Annotated in this window: 10 protein-coding genes; 2 read left to right on the top strand and 8 right to left on the bottom strand. The window is 62.4% G+C overall.

Annotation, left to right across the window (positions count from 1 at the left end; all coding sequences use genetic code 11):
- Nucleotides 1-11 precede the first annotated feature (11 nt).
- Nucleotides 12-974: a ketopantoate reductase family protein gene (locus DX909_RS20435; protein WP_128547065.1), complete on the top strand. Its 963-nt coding sequence runs from the start codon at nt 12-14 to the stop codon at nt 972-974.
- Here DX909_RS20435 and DX909_RS20430 read toward each other — a convergent pair.
- The 3 genes from DX909_RS20430 to DX909_RS20420 form a co-directional block, all read right to left on the bottom strand.
- Nucleotides 952-3,654, bottom strand: a complete 2,703-nt coding sequence (locus DX909_RS20430; protein ID WP_229311125.1) for an ABC transporter permease — start codon at nt 3,652-3,654, stop codon at nt 952-954. The genes DX909_RS20435 and DX909_RS20430 overlap by 23 nt on opposite strands.
- A gap of 160 nt (nt 3,655-3,814) precedes the next feature.
- Nucleotides 3,815-5,794: an alpha amylase C-terminal domain-containing protein gene (locus tag DX909_RS20425; RefSeq protein WP_128547064.1), complete on the bottom strand. Its 1,980-nt coding sequence runs from the start codon at nt 5,792-5,794 to the stop codon at nt 3,815-3,817.
- An 89-nt stretch (nt 5,795-5,883) separates the two neighbouring features.
- A complete protein-coding gene (locus DX909_RS20420) occupies nt 5,884-6,627 on the bottom strand; it encodes a Mut7-C RNAse domain-containing protein (RefSeq protein ID WP_128547063.1) in 744 nt (247 codons plus the stop codon).
- A 139-nt stretch (nt 6,628-6,766) separates the two neighbouring features.
- Here DX909_RS20420 and DX909_RS20415 point away from each other — a divergent pair, with 139 nt between their 5' ends.
- The gene (locus DX909_RS20415) at nt 6,767-8,497 is read left to right on the top strand and encodes a PAS domain-containing sensor histidine kinase (RefSeq protein WP_128547062.1); all 1,731 of its coding nucleotides are present in this window, start codon (nt 6,767-6,769) and stop codon (nt 8,495-8,497) included.
- Here DX909_RS20415 and DX909_RS20410 read toward each other — a convergent pair.
- The 5 genes from DX909_RS20410 to DX909_RS20390 all read right to left on the bottom strand — a co-directional run bounded on the left by DX909_RS20410 (nt 8,482) and on the right by DX909_RS20390 (nt 14,332).
- Nucleotides 8,482-9,078, bottom strand: coding sequence for a biliverdin-producing heme oxygenase (locus DX909_RS20410; protein ID WP_128547061.1), 597 nt, complete (start codon nt 9,076-9,078; stop codon nt 8,482-8,484). The genes DX909_RS20415 and DX909_RS20410 overlap by 16 nt on opposite strands.
- Nucleotides 9,075-9,506 carry a response regulator gene (locus DX909_RS20405; protein ID WP_128547060.1) on the bottom strand — a complete coding sequence of 144 codons (432 nt, stop codon included), beginning with the start codon at nt 9,504-9,506 and terminating at the stop codon, nt 9,075-9,077. Before DX909_RS20405 ends, DX909_RS20410 begins: the two co-directional genes overlap by 4 nt.
- 3 nt (nt 9,507-9,509) lie before the next feature.
- On the bottom strand, nt 9,510-11,750 hold the full coding sequence (locus tag DX909_RS20400) for an ATP-binding protein (protein WP_128547059.1): 2,241 nt from the start codon (nt 11,748-11,750) through the stop codon (nt 9,510-9,512).
- Between the two features lie 168 nt (nt 11,751-11,918).
- Nucleotides 11,919-12,284, bottom strand: coding sequence for a VOC family protein (locus DX909_RS20395; protein WP_128547058.1), 366 nt, complete (start codon nt 12,282-12,284; stop codon nt 11,919-11,921).
- 14 nt (nt 12,285-12,298) lie between these two features.
- A complete protein-coding gene (locus DX909_RS20390) occupies nt 12,299-14,332 on the bottom strand; it encodes a glycoside hydrolase family 3 protein (protein WP_128547057.1) in 2,034 nt (677 codons plus the stop codon).
- Between the last annotated feature and the right edge of the window lie 67 nt (nt 14,333-14,399).

Raw genomic sequence — 14,399 nt, 5'->3', positions numbered from 1 at the left:
CTACGGAAAAGATGGAAGACAGGATTTTTATCATCGGGGCCGGGGCCGTCGGCCGGGTGCTGGCGGTCTTTCTCAAACGGGCCGGGCGGGAGGTAGTACTGCTGCGCGGCAGTGTCGACGGCCTGGCTGCCACCACCGAGACCGTTCAGGTGGCTTTTCCGGACGGAACCGAACTCGAAGCGGAGGTCGACATCGCCACGCTGAGCCACTTCCCGGCGCTGGACGGGCTGGTCGTGCTGACCAGTAAATCCTACGGCAACGAGGGGCTGGCCCGCAGCCTGGGCGGAAAAATCGGACGGTCGCCGGTCGTGCTGCTGCAGAACGGGCTGGGTGTCGAGAAGCCGTTCGTCGAGGCCGGGTTTCCGGAAGTGTATCGCTGCGTGCTGTTCACGACCAGCCAGACGGTTTCCGACACCCGGCTGAGCTTCAAACCCGTCGCCGTATCACCCGTCGGCATCGTCCGGGGCAACGAGCCGACCCTGAACCGGGTAGTCGAGACCCTACGGAATCCGCACCTGACCTTCCGAGCCGAAGCCGACATCCGGACCGTGTCCTGGAAGAAGGCCGTCACCAACTGCGTTTTCAATTCCATCTGCCCGCTGCTGGAGGTCGATAACGGTATTTTTCACCGCAGCCCGGAAGTGCTCGCGCTGGCCCGTCGGGTCATTGGGGAGTGTGTGGAGGTCGCCAATGCCGCCGGGGTGGCGCTGAACGCCGACGAGGTGACGGAGAGCCTGCTGCTGATCAGCCGGTCGTCGGACGGACAGCTGATCTCGACGCTTCAGGACATCCGCAACGGTCGGCCCACCGAAATCGAAACGCTCAACCTGGAGGTGGCCCGCGTCGCCGAAAGCCTGAATCTCGGCCACCGGGTGTCCCAGACCCGCCTGCTCGGCGAACTGACGAAGCTGAAATCCGACTTGAGCCGGACCGCACAACCGGCTTCCGGCATCATTCCGCCCGAAGGCTTTTGACCGGATTAGTCAGGGCGGTTCTGATGCTCTGGAAACTGACCGTCAGCACGGCGACGGCGACGGCCCCGGTACCGGCCAGCACAAACATCCACCATTCCAGGTCGATGCGATAGGCGAAACCGTTCAGCCACCGGCTCATGGCCCACCAGGCCAGGGGCGAGGCAATCAGAATGGCCACCACCACCAGTTGAAGAAAATCTTTCGAAAGCAGGACGGCGATGCCCGGAACCGAGGCTCCGAGCGTTTTCCGGATGCCGACCTCCTTTGTCCGCAGCTGGGCGGTATAGGCCGACAGTCCGAACAGACCGAGGCAGGAAATCAGCACCGCAAATCCCGCAAACACGTTCAGAACCTGACCGGTTCGCTGTTCGGCCTCGTACAGCCGGTCCAGCTTCTCATCCAGAAAGGTATGACTGAAGACGCTCCCCGGCACCACCCGGGCCAGCGCCGAGCGGGCGAACTCCAGCGTCCGGGCCAGCTGATCGCCTTTGATCCGCAGCAGAAAATAATTGGCGGCATTCGGGTAGTAAACGATCACCAGCGGTTCCACGGCCGTATGCAGGGAGGCAAAATGAAAGTTTTCAACGACGCCGACCACCTCCCCCTGAACGCCCTGCGTCAGGATTTTCTGACCGATGGGCGAAGTCAGCCGAAGGTCTTTCACGGCGGCTTCGTTCAGAATCACCGACATCGGTGCGCCTTCGGCTTTCGGGAAGAAATACCGGCCGGCCTTCAGACCGACCTGAAGCAGCGGAAGCGCCTGTTCGTCGGTCCACATGAACCGAAGCTGGCTTGCGGGTTCCGAGCGGCCCGGCAGCGTGAGCATGTCCGTCCCGAACCGGTCGCCGGGCAGGGTGGACGTCCGGGCCACCCCGACAATGGCCGCGTTCTTCCGGAATTCCTGCTCCAGCGTGTTCAGGTTCTTCTGCATATCGGGGCCGTAGAGTTTGACGGCAACGACCTGCTCTCGGTTGAACCCCAGGTCTTTGGATTGAAAAAACCGCATCTGACGGTACACGACGATGGTGCCGAACAGCATAAAGACCGATACGGCAAACTGAAACACGATCAGCCCCTTCCGGACCAGCGCCACCGACGGAGCCGCATTTTTCCGGCCCTTGAGGGAGTGAACCGGATCGAAACCGGCCACGAACCAGGCCGGGTACAACCCCGCCACAAGGCTGATCGATGCGGTCAGCAGGACCATCAGCGCCACGTTCGTCGGGGTGAACAGCACCTCGAACCGGAGTTGCTTGTCCGTCAGGGTGTTGTACATCGGCAGGGCCATCCGGAACAGGGCCAGCGCCAGCAGGGTCGAGACGAGCGTCAGCAGGAACGATTCGCCCAGGAACTGTTTGAAGAGCTGCACCCGGCGGGCGCCGAGGGCTTTCCGGACGCCCACCTCCTTCATCCGGGTGAAGGCCTGGGCCGTGGCCATGTTGATGAAATTGACCGAGGCAATCAGCAGAATGAACAGGGCGGAAATCGAGAAGACATAGACGTAGGTGATGTCACTGTTCGGTCCCATTTCCTTTTCCAGCTTCGACCGCAGGTGAATGTCCGTAATCGGCTGGAGAGGAAGCCGGCGGTTGGCCAGAATCTCCTTCCGGGTTTCTCCTTTGGCCTCATAAAATTTCACCATGAACCCCGGAATCCGGGACTCGACGGCCGCCCGCGACGTGTGTTCATTCAGCAGGATATAGTTATAGAATCCCGCCCAGCCCCTGCTCTGCTGCGTTTCCCGGTCGGTAGCGGCAGACCAGGTAGACAGGGAAATCAGATAGTCGAACCGGAGGTGCGCGGGGGCCGGGAATTCCCGAATGACCCCGGTTACGGTCAGAGGGCGTTTGTCCAGGTCGTCCTGAAGCACCCGTCCCAGCGGCTCCTCGTGGCCGAAGTACTTCCGTGCCATGGCCTCCGTCAGCACGATGGCGTTGGTCCGGCTCAGGGCGGTTTGCGGATCGCCCCTGACGAAGACCAGATCGAACACGTCGACCACCGTCGAATCGGCAAAAAAACCGCCTTTTTCCTCAAACTGCCGGGACGCCCCTCCGGTCGGTCGGTAGCTCAGCACCCGGTCCGGGTAAGGCCTGTGGAAGCGGGCGACCCGTTCGATGCCCGGAATCTGCCGCTGCATCTCCACGCCCAGAATCGGGGAGGTAGCCGCCCAGGCGCGGGTGGTCTGGCCGAGGTTTTCCGCCGTGATCCGGTAGATCCGGTCGGCTTTGGAAAAGCCCCGGTCGTAGCTCAGTTCGTGCTTTACGTGCAGGATCATCAGCAGGGCGCAGGCCAGTCCCAGCGCCAGCCCGCTAATGGTCAGGGTGCTGTTCAGCCGGTAGCGCAGGAGGTTCCGCCCGGCGATTTTGAGATAATTGCGTAGCATATCAGTCATGGCAGGGTTTTGATAATCAAGGCCGTAGGCCGGCCGGAGTGGTCGGTCCGCCGGAGAACGTCTGAAGAAGAAAGGCGTCAGGCAGTGCAGAACACCCCAGACATATTCGAACCGCGCCCGGGCCGGGCCGACCGCCCGGACCCGCTTGTGGAAGACCTCCAGCAGGTCGCCCTGCACATACTCCAGCAGATGGGGGGCCACAAATCCCCTCAGCAGGCGGTCGGCCCAGCGCGGGGGCCGGGTCGGTTTCGGGGAGCCGCCGGGTACGGAAGAATCGTTCTTTTTCAAAGCCGAAGAAGCGGTTTCTATTAGATACAATTTCTTAAATCAAATCCGGTGCCAAACGTCGAAAGGGGGCCTGGGAGCGAAAAAACGGGATAGGGCAGGAGAGGACTGTCCACAAACGGACGCGGGCCTGTCCACCGGTGGACAGGCCCGCGTCCGTTTGTCAGAAATCGCCCCGGTCCTGAGCGAAGACCAGCAGGCTGTTGGCGGGAAGGGTGAGCGTAGCCGAGAAAGGCAGGCCGTCCCAGCCCGGGCCGCCGGCGTCCAGACCGCCGGGATTGCCCTGCACGACGGGGTTGAAGAAGGTGTCGTAGACGTCGCTGTTGAAGACCTCGTGCCAATGCCCGCCGAAGGGCATTCCGATGCGGTAGCTGTGGTCGTAGAACGTATTCTCATTCAGGCCGGCAACCACCACCACATGCCGCCCCGTGCCCGGAACCCAGCGGTGAAAGGCCAGAATACGGTTGCCGTTGTGGCAGTGAAATACGTTCAGGCCGTTGCTGCGCAGGGCCGGATGCCTGCGCCGGAGCCGGAGCAGGTCCCGCATGAACCGGTGGTAGTCGACCATGTGGCGGTCGCGGCCCTGCTGGCCCGCCCAGTCGATGAGCAGGTCGGGGCGGCCCTGCCAGTCGGTCCAGTATTTCTGTTCCAGAAACTCCTGCCCCATGAACAGCATCGGCACCCCGGGGGCGGTCATCAGCAGCCCGGCGGCCACCCGGGCGCGGCTGCGGGCATACCAGGAGCGGGCGTCCGAGGGGTCGGCCAGGGCCGGGATGCGGGGCTGGCGGTCGCCGTGGTTGAAGTCGAGCAGGTCGTGGTTTTCGATGCACTGATACACCGTCCAGCGCCTGCCGTCGGCATAGGTCATCCGGAGGGCGTCGCGCAGCGGTTCGAGCTGCACCGGTGCGTGGGCGCCCCCGCTGGTCTGCCCGATCACCCGGCGGAGGGTGTCGCGGAGGGTGCCGCTGTAGCCCAGGTCGAAGCCCATGCCGTGGGGCCGGCGGGCGATGCCTTTCCAGCGTTCGCCGGCCCAGTATTCGGCGATCTGCACGGCCTCCGGCTTGACGAAGCGCAGCGTGTCGGTCAGGTCCTGGCAGAAAAACCAGCCGCCGTGTTCGTCGATCACGGTGACCTGGTCGTAGCGCAGGCCGTCCATGTGGTATTCCTGAAGCAGCATTTTGCCGTTGTCGATCAGAAACTGCCGGACCTCCGGCTTCCGGAAGTCGAACACCAGTCCGCCCGCGTGGCCGTCGCGCAGGAAATAGAGGCTGTCGGCGTTGTCGCCAGGCGGTTTCTGGTCGAAGAAATATAGGCTCTGGGCGTCGAAGCCGCCACCGGCGTGGTTGTAGACGACGTCCATGATCACCGCGATGCCGTAGAGGTGGCACAGATCGACGAGCGTTTTCAACTGGCTGATCTGTCCGCTCAGTTCTTCCAGGGTCATGGGCGGGTGTCCTTTGGCCTGGAGCAGCCGGTTGACGGCCGCGAGGTAGGGCGGAAGGTCATTCAGCCGGACGGTATAGTCCATTTCGGGCGAAAAGAGGTCGGTACCGTTGTAGCCGAGGCTGTTGGCCCCCTGGTACTCCTGAAAGGGCAGGGGCATGATGGCGTTGACGCCGAGGTCGGCCAGGTACTCGATCCGGTTGACCACGTCCAGAAACTTGCAGACGCGGTGGCGCCGGATGTCGTTGCCCTGCCCGTCTTCGGCGAAGAACACCCCGAAATGCAGTTGATACACGATCAGGTCGCTGAAGTCGGGGGTACGGTAGCCCTGATCGTGCCAGACGTAGCGGTCCGGGTCGCGGACGATGCAGTTGCACTCCGGGTAGCCGTCCAGGACCAGCTCGCGGGCGTAGGGGTCGCGCTTGAAGCCTTCGATGCCGGTCGGCCCGACCACGAAGAACCGGTATTCGTCGCCGTCGGACAGGCCCGGGAAAAAGCCGCCCCAGTAGCCGTTCGGGTCCCTGACGAGCAGGTCGTCGGGGTTCTTCTGCCAGTTGACCGGGAAGGCCGTACCGGGATCGCAGGCGGCCACGTAAACCTCCCGGGCGTTCGGCGCCCAGGTACGGAAGGTCACCCCGCCGTCGACCAGATTGGCGCCGAGGGGCGTTCCGGCGTGGATGTGTTGCTGGGATGCGGACATGGTCGGAAAGCGGTTTCGCTTTACTTGGTAAAGGTCCGCAAAAAACCATCGGCCCGAAACCGTAAAAATACCCCTTCTGCCGGGGTTAACTACGGGTTTCGCAGGACGGTATCGAGAAACTGCCGCATTCGCTCGTAATGCGTTCCGGGCCAATAGACTTTACCGCAGTCCGGACACCGGAAAAACGTCTCCTGTGCTTCCCGGACCAGGGGCGGCAGCTGCTCCAGTACGACCTCCTTCGCCACCGGAATCAGCAAACCGTTGCAGTGCAGACAGCGGGTGAAGGGCCGGACCAGCCCGGCAAGCCCATACCGCCCGATCACCTCCCGAACCTGAGCCTGAGGCTGCGTATACCGCACGTAATACCCGTACTGAACAATGCCGTGCATCAGCAGACCCCGGTCGCGGGTGAGCAGAATGCGGTTTTCCCTTGCGGAAACTTCGGCCAGCTCCGGGTCGTCGTAGTCGTTGCGGTAGAGGGTGTCGAAGCCCAGCATTCGCAGATAGCCGGCCAGCCGGCCCAGATGTGTGTCGAGAACAAACCGGAACTCCGGCAGGGGCGGGGGCAGCACCCGCGAGACGCCCGCGACCTCGAACCGGGAGAAAGCCGGGTAAACGCTGATCATGTCGCCGTCGGCCACCCGGTACGAAAAATCGACCGATTCGCCGTCGACCAGCAGCAGACCGACTTCCGGGTGCGGTACCCCGATGGATTCAATGGTATCTTTGATCGACATCCGGTGAATGAACGTCAGGGAAAAAGCCGTCTGCCGCCGGGAAACCGGCAGAAAATCGTTCAGGGTGTCGTAGAATCGGAAGGTGGCACTGGCCATAGGGAGCAAAGTCGGTTTTCTTTGTAACCATAAAACTGACCATAGGATACTTCATTGCCTATTTTCTGGCAGAAGACGACGGCTTCGTCTATATTTGATCGTAGCATTCGGTTAAAAGCGCTTGAGTTTGGAGACGGCAGTGGCAAAGTTGGCTTTTCTGGAAGGCGGGGGCGAAATGGGTGAGCTGATCCGAAACTTCGACTGGTCGAAGACCCGGCTCGGTGTGCCGGATCAATGGCCGAGGAGCCTTCAGATCATGGTCAGGCTCATTCTCCACTCCCGGGTTCCCATGTTCATCCTGTGGAGCGACGATCTGATCCAGCTCTACAACGACGCCTACCGGAAGCTGCTTGGGACCGACGACCGGCATCCGCGCATCCTCGGGCAAAAAGCTGAGGAGAGCTGGCCCGATGCCTGGGAGGTCATTAAACCGCTGATCGACAAGGCCATGCAGGGCGACTCCGTCGGCGGGGAGGATATGCGGGTTCCGCTGAACCGCAACGGCCGGTGGATCGACACTTACTGGTCACTCGACTACAGCCCCCTCTACGACGATGCCGACCGGCCCGCGGGCGTCCTGCTTACCTGTCAGGAAACGACCGAGACCGTGCAGAACCGCCGGAAGCTGCTGGAGACCCGAAACCAGGCGCTGGCCTTTTTCGAGCAGTCGCCGGTGGGGTTTGCCATCCTCAGTCGGGAAGGGCTTACCTTTCAGATGGTCAACTCCTTCTACTGCCGGCTGGTGGGCCGGGAACCGGATCAACTCGTGGGAAAGTCACTCCGCTCCGCCCTGCCCGAACTGGCCGATCAGGGCTTCGATCAGCTTCTGGAAAAGGTCATGGAAACCGGGAGTTCCCACGTCAGCAGTGAAGTGCCGATTCAACTCCTGCGCGGCAACCGGACGGAAACCCTCTATGTCGACGTGACGTACCAGCCCCTGCGCGACGACGACCGGATCACCGGTGTGCTGGTGGTGGTCGGGGATGTGACGCGGCAGGTGGAAAGCCGCCGGAAAGTACAGGAAAGCGGAGCCCATTTCCGGGCGCTGTCCGAGCAGCTCGATCAGCTGGTGCAGCAGCGGACCGAAGAACTCCGGATTTCCAATAAAGAACTGGCCGCCAGCAACTACGCCCTGAAGCTGGCCAACGTCGACCTCGTCCGGACCAACGAACGGCTGCAATCGTTCGTCTACGTTGCCAGCCACGACCTTCAGGAACCCCTGCGCAAGATTCAGGCGTTCGGCGACGTGCTGCAAAGTCAGTTTCAGGACAACCTTTCGGAAGGTGAACGCGACATGACGGGCCGGATTCAGAAGTCGGCCGGCCGGATGCAGCAGCTCATCAAGGACCTGCTGACCTACTCGCAGGTCGGCGTGCAGCGCAATGCCGACAAGCCCATTCCCCTGAACCAGATCGTGGAGGACGTCGTCAGCGACCTGGAGGTGCTGATCCGCGAAAGCAGCGCCCGGGTGGAAGTCGGGTCGCTGCCGACCGTGCTGGGAACGGCCTCCCGGTTGCGGCAGCTGATCCAGAATCTGCTCTCCAACGCCATCAAGTTCCGGCAGCCGGAGCGTCCGCTGCTGATCCGGATCAACGCCCGCCCGGCCATCCCGGAGGAATTACCGGGCGATCTGACCCGCCACGAAGCCTACTGGCTCATCACGGTGAGCGACAACGGCATCGGCTTCGACGAAAAATACAAGAACCGCATCTTCCAGCCCTTCCAGCGGCTGCATCACGGCACCGGTATCGGGCTGGCGATCTGCCACCGGGTAATGGAAACCCTCGACGGGGCCATCGAGGTCAGCAGCCGCCCGGATGAGGGCACCACCTTCCGGCTGTTCGTGCCGGTATATCAGTCTGCTGAATAAGCCGGTTCCGGCCGGAGGTCGGCCCTGGTGCGGTCGAACAATTCCTGAAACAGCCGAAACGCCTGCCGGGCGCCTTCCACCACTTCAGCCGGGGCGGCATCCTGCCGGCTCAGAAAGTCGATGAATGTCCGCCAGAGCGTTCCGGTTTCGGGTCCGTAGCCCCGGTAAAACCGGGCGTCCGCCAGCAGGGGCCGGAGCGCCGGACTCTGGTTCAGGTAGTGCCAGACGGTTTTTCCACCCAGCATCGAGCCTTCCCCTACATAAGCCGCCCCCAGCAGCTGGGCAGGCGACCAGTCGGCAAACCCCTCCGACAGAGCGGGCAGGGTCTGCCCGGCCGAGGTCAGGTCGGCCCGGAGCCAGGGCGTTTTGCGACGGCGGTCCGGTTCGTAGTCCGCAAAAAAGGCGGGATGCCGGTCGATGGCCTTTTCGAGGGCGTCGTGGTAAGCCGCCTGCATCCGCAGCAGATGGCCGTATTGCCGGGGAGAGAGCGTGCCGGAGCGGAGGGCGTCGGCGTAAAGAAGCTGTTCGGTCTGTTCGTGCAGCAGGCGGGTTTCGGCCCGCAGTTGTTCCAGTAACGTCATGTGAGGTCGGTTCGGGTATTGTCCATCAGCCAGAACCGGAACAGCCGCTCCAGCAGCGTGCCGGTGGCCAGGTAGCTGCCGGGTTTCACAATGTAGGCGTTGATTCCGGCCTGATAGGCGTTTTCAACGTCCCGGGGATTGTCGGAGGTGGTAAAGGCCACGATGGGCAGAAACCGGGTCCGGTCGTTCGAGCGGGCCCACTCCAGAATCTCGATGCCGCTCATTCCCATCAGGTTCAGATCCAGCAGGAGCAGTTTGGGCAGCCGTTCGGTGCGGTGTTGATACCGGCCCTGTCCGGACAGGTATTCCAGAGCCTCGGAGCCGCTGTTCAGGATGGTATAGGCCACGGACTGATCGAACTTCCGGACCAGCCGGCTGAAGATGTCCGCATCGTCGGCGTTATCTTCTACGTATAAAACGTCGATCATACTTCAGAAATTAGGAGCCGCCGGAAAGGCAACGAAGAACGTAGCGCCCCGGTTGGGTTCGCTCTGGTACCAGATTTTACCGCCGTGCCGGTCGATGATGCGTTTGACGATGGCCAGGCCCACGCCGGTGCCCTTGATGTTGCGGGCGTTGTCGAGCCGCTTGAACAGGTCGAACATCCGCCCGGCTTCCTTCATGTTGAAGCCGATGCCGTTGTCGGAAACGGAGTAGATGATTTCCTGTCCGGCCTGCCGCCCGGCGACCTGGATGCGGCCCTCCGGCATCGGCTGCGTATACTTGACGGCATTGGCCATCAGGTTGGTGAACAGCTGCGTCACCATCACCAGGTCGCCGTGGAGGGGCGGGGTGTCGCCGATTTCCAACGCCACGGAACGGTCTTTCTCGGTCACCAGCACCTCGTCCCGGATGCTTTTCAGCAACGCGTTCATGTCGATGGCCTGCGCATTGATCTCCGTCCGGCCCATGCGCGAATAATACAGGATGTGGCGGATCAGCGACCGCATCCGGCTGGTGGAATCGACAATTTTCTGGAGCAATTCCTGGGCGTCCGGGGTCAGTTCACGGCCGTATTCCTCCACCAGAATTTCGGAGTAACACCGGATGGACGACAGGGGCGTCCGGAGGTCGTGGGAAACCGTATAGCTGAACGCATCGAGTTCTTCGTAGGCCACCTGGAGCTTCTGGTTGAGCTGCCGGATCTCGTTGGCCTGACGCGTCACCACCTGGAGAATGTCCTCGCGAAGCTTGACGGCGGCTGCCATTTCGGCCTCCGACCAGGGCTCGGCCGTGTTCCGGACCATCTGGGTCCAGGCGGTAAAACTCTTCCGGGGGCTGAGGTGGGGCCGGCCGTCGTCGGAGACGGTGACCGGTTTTTCGGGGTTGCCGGCCCAGGTCACCTCCTGCACCTGCTCGGGTTTGAACCACAGCAGGTATTCGTTCAGCTCCCGCGACAGCACGATCGCCAGCAGCCCGGCGCCCGTGGCGGCAAAGGCTTCGGCCTCCGGAATCAGGTTGGGCAGCTGGTGGGTAGCCAGGAAGGTGTCGCTGCCGGTCGTTTTCAGCCAGTCGGTCACGGCCCCGACGGCCTCGGCGTCGGGCGTCCGGCCCAGGTGGTACTGCTGGTTGTTGAACACCAGCACGGCCCCGGTGGCCGAGGTCAGGTCGAGGGCGGTCACGGGCCGGCGCGTCAGGGCGCGGGCCACATCCTCGTCGGCCAGCAGCTGGTCGTGCAGGCGTTTGCCGGTTTCGTCCCGCTGTTTGAACTGGCTCTGGTCTTCCTCGTCCTTGCGGAATTCGAGGGCGGCCGACAGCAGCTGGCTGACAAGCCGGGCCGCCTGCCGCGAGCCGTAGTCGACGAAGCGGGGTGAATCGTGGTGGCAGGACATCAGGCCCCACAGTTCGCCCCGGTAGATCAGGGAAATGCTCATGGAAGCCGCCACGCCCATATTCTTCAGGTACTCGATATGAATCGGCGATACCGACCGGAGCGTGGAGTGGGTCAGGTCGACGGGGCGGTCGGCGGGCCAGCCGGGTTCCGACAGGATCGGGGAGGGCGTGCTGTGAACGTCGGCGATCAGCCGGACCAGATTCTTCTTATACAGTTCGCGGGCCTGTTTCGGGATGTCGGAGGCCGGGTAGTGCAGCCCCAGAAAAGGCTCCAGGTGGTCTTCTTTCTCCTCGGCCACGACGTGTCCGTGCCAGTCGGCCGCAAATTGATAGACCATCACCCGGTCGAAGCCGATGATGGTTTTCACGCGTCGGGCCGTGTTCTGGAGCAGGTCGACGAGCCGGCGGCTGGCCTGCACCTCGGTGAGGGCTTCGGCAATCAGCCGCTGGTTCAGCACGGCCTGCGCCGACCCGACCGCCGGTTCCCATTCGAGCAGCAGCAGGCCGTCGTGCTGATGCACGATCAGGTTCCAGGAGCGGCCGCTGAGCTGAAACAACTGGGGGTTGATGGTTTCCCAGGACTGGTTCCGCTGCCCCACGTTCAGCAGTTCGGTGAGGGTCGATGCGGGGAGGTCGGTCTTTTCCAGCAGCACGTCGAGGGGCCGACCGAGAACCTCTTCGGGCGCGCGGCCGCTCAGCTCGCCGATGTTGGCGCTGACGTGGGCGATGGTGTAGGTTTCGGGAAGAAGGCCGACGAGGCAACCGTGGGACTGGACGTGACCTAAAATGTGAATGGGCTCGCGCTCGCAGTTTGTCAGATCAACTCTGAACTCATTCATTCGCTAACAGGGCATTTCGTGCGGCTCCATTCCATCCGGGCGGCTCCAGCAAGTGCTAAAATCGGTTTAACCCGGTGAATATATACGTTTCATGACCCAATGACCAGCCGTTCCATCATTAATCAGAGGCTACGGGACGTAATCTTAGGCAAGAGGCTTCGGGTAATCCTACCGGTAGAACTCCCCGAAGTGCCAGAGGATGCCGGAGGGGTCGTGCAGGAAGCATTCGCGGCCCCAGTCGTGTTCCCGGATGGGCGTGAGCCGGACGCCCTCGTAACGGGCGGGCAGGTCCAGGGCCAGCAGTTCGTTCCAGTACCGCCCGACGTCGTCCACTTCCAGAAACACCATCGTGTTGTCGATCCAGTCGGGAACGTGGGCATCCTGAAGATAAAAGCCAAGGCCATCGGTGTGGAAATACGACATTTGGGCCGACAGCACACTTTCCTGAAAGCCCAGATCCCGGTAAAAACGCCGGGACCGATCATAGTTCCGGGCGCCGATGAAGGGCCGGATAGACTTCGCCTTATGTTCCATAATTTCGTCGGTGGTCAGTTCGGACCGTAGCCCAAGCCGTGGCCGAAGGGGAATAGCGCGTAGCCTTTCGGCTCCCGGCTGCCCGGCACGTCCGACTGGTTGTCGGCCACGGCTTTTTCCGAAGCCGGGATGGTAAAGGGCAGCTTTCCGGTCGGGTTGTAGGCCCCGGTGACGATGTCGAGCAGAGCGTCGGGGGTGGTTCCGAAGGTGGCCAGCACGGTTTTGGTAGCAGCCCCGTCGATTTCGGCGAGCACCCAGGGGCTGGAGAAATTGACGGCCAGGATGGTCGGTTTGCTCTGGAGAAGACCGGTGACGTGCCCCACATCGATCCGGTTTTTCGATACGCTTAGTTCGATCGGCTTGGCGGTGGAGCTGAACAGGCTTCCCGCGGAGGGAACCAGCCACAGCAGCACCACATCGGCTTCGTCCTTCGTGGCCACGAACTCGATCTGCGGGAACGTCCGCGTAGGTTTGTATACCGTGACCGGGTTGCCGTTGCGGCCGTTGTCGTAATAGGTTTCGAAATACACCTTCGTTTTCTGTTTCAGGGGAAGCAGGCCCGCGTCGTTCCGCAGCAGCACGATCGACTTGCGGTGCGCCAGATCGGCTTTTTTCTGAAACCCGGCGCTGCCGATGATCTGGCGGGCCTTCTCCACGTCCACATACGGGTTTTCAAACAACCCCAGCTCGAATTTCTCCTTCAGCAGCCGCCGGACGGATTCGTCGATCCGGGCTTCCGTCACCAGCCCCTGCCTGACGGTTTCCAGGAGGAGGGTCGGGTCGGCCGCTCCCGAAAACAGGTCGACGCCGGCGTTCAGCGCTTTCTGGTAGCGCTGGTGCAGCGTCAGGCTCTCGACCCCCCAGGGCATCATCTCGATCGGCCCCGTATCGGAGTTGACGATTCCCTGAAAACCCAGCTTTTTCCGCAGCAGGTCCTGAATCATGGCCCTGTTGTAAGAGAATCCCACCTCCTCGAATTCCTTTCCTTTCGGGCTGGAGTAATAGGGCATGATGGCGGAAGTGCCGGCCTCGACGGCCGCTTTGAACGGTTTGAGATGGTAGTCGAACATGCCGCCCGGATAGTGGGCGAATTTGCCATAATCGAAATGGGAGTCCAGTCCGTTTTCCTGCGGCCCCCCGCCCGGGAAATGCTTGGTGGTCAGGGCAACGGAGGTCGTTCCCAGCTTGCTTCCCTGAAAGCCCAGCACGACTTCCCGGATCATGGACGCGGCCCAGTCGGCATCCTCGCCGAAGGTGCCTTCGACGCGCTGCCAGCGGGGTTCGGTAGCCAGGTCGGCCATATACATATAGCCCTTGCGCAGGCCGGCGGCCGCCCATTCCTGCCGGGCGATGTCGGCAAACTCCCGGGTCTGCTTCAGGTCGTGCATGGCCGACAGGCCCAGCTCGCCCGGCCATTTCGAGAAGGCGGTGGTGCCGACGCTCAGCCCGACGGCGGCATCGATGGTGATGTGGTTGCGGGGGTTGGAGGCTACGATGGCCGGGATGCCCAGCGGAGTCGATTCGCAAAGCGCCTGGAGGTTATTGGCCCACTCGGCCAGCGTTCCGGCCGGCGGGTTGGCCCGCAGGATAAAGTGCCGGAGGTGAAACTGCTTCACGCCTTTGGTCGTCCCGGCAGCCGACATCATCGGCGCGGGGAGCGGTTTGCGGGTGAAAATGTTGTTGGCCTGCACCAGGTCCTCCTCGTTGAAGCCGCTGGTGATTTCGGTCCGGGGGGCGTTGGCCTGGAAGGCGTTGTCGCCGGCCATGCGGGTGGTGCTGATGAGCATGAAGCCCACTTTCTCTTCCAGGCTCATCCGGCCCACCAGGTCCTGCACACGTTTTTCCACCGGCAGCCGCCAGTCTTCGTAGGGGTCCAGCTTCCCGTTTTTGTTCAGATCCTTGAACGTGCGCCCGTTCTGGGTCAGCGTCTTCACGGACCGGTAACCCAGCTCCGGCTGGGCGGGGTTCTGGGCCAGGACAGGGGCCACGACCAGCCATCCCAGGAGGGCGGCTACGGCCGGTATTCGCAGGGCTTCCGGTTTTTTCATCGGTATGCAGGCTTGAGTTTGGCTTCCGGGAGAGAAAGGTGATTACTCAGATCCTTTTACTCAACAC

This window comes from Larkinella soli (assembly GCF_003703975.1).
Classification (GTDB): domain Bacteria; phylum Bacteroidota; class Bacteroidia; order Cytophagales; family Spirosomataceae; genus Larkinella; species Larkinella soli.
This window is presented reverse-complemented; position numbering and strand designations above follow the sequence as displayed.